General features: G+C 68.0%; 1 protein-coding gene. It reads left to right on the top strand.

Annotated elements, in window-relative coordinates; genetic code table 11:
- Window positions 1-203, top strand: a 203-nt coding sequence (locus HWE04_RS24420; RefSeq protein ID WP_446719263.1) for an ABC transporter permease subunit, incomplete at both ends; no start/stop codon positions are given.

The following is a 203-nucleotide window of genomic DNA, read 5'->3' as shown; positions in this document are numbered from 1 at the left end:
TTCGCCATGGGCGCCTCCTTCGGTGGCGTGGCCGGTGCCATGTTCGGCGCCTTCCAGGGTTTTGTGTCGCCGGAATCGTTCTCGCTGACCGAATCCATCGCCGTGCTGGCCATGGTGGTGCTGGGCGGCATCGGTCACATCCCCGGCGTGGTGCTGGGTGGCGTGATCCTGGCCGCGCTGCCGGAAGTGCTGCGCCACGTGGT

The organism is Herbaspirillum sp. C7C2, assembly GCF_022627865.1.
In the GTDB taxonomy this organism is placed as follows: Bacteria; Pseudomonadota; Gammaproteobacteria; order Burkholderiales; family Burkholderiaceae_D; genus Herbaspirillum; species Herbaspirillum frisingense.
This window is presented reverse-complemented; position numbering and strand designations above follow the sequence as displayed.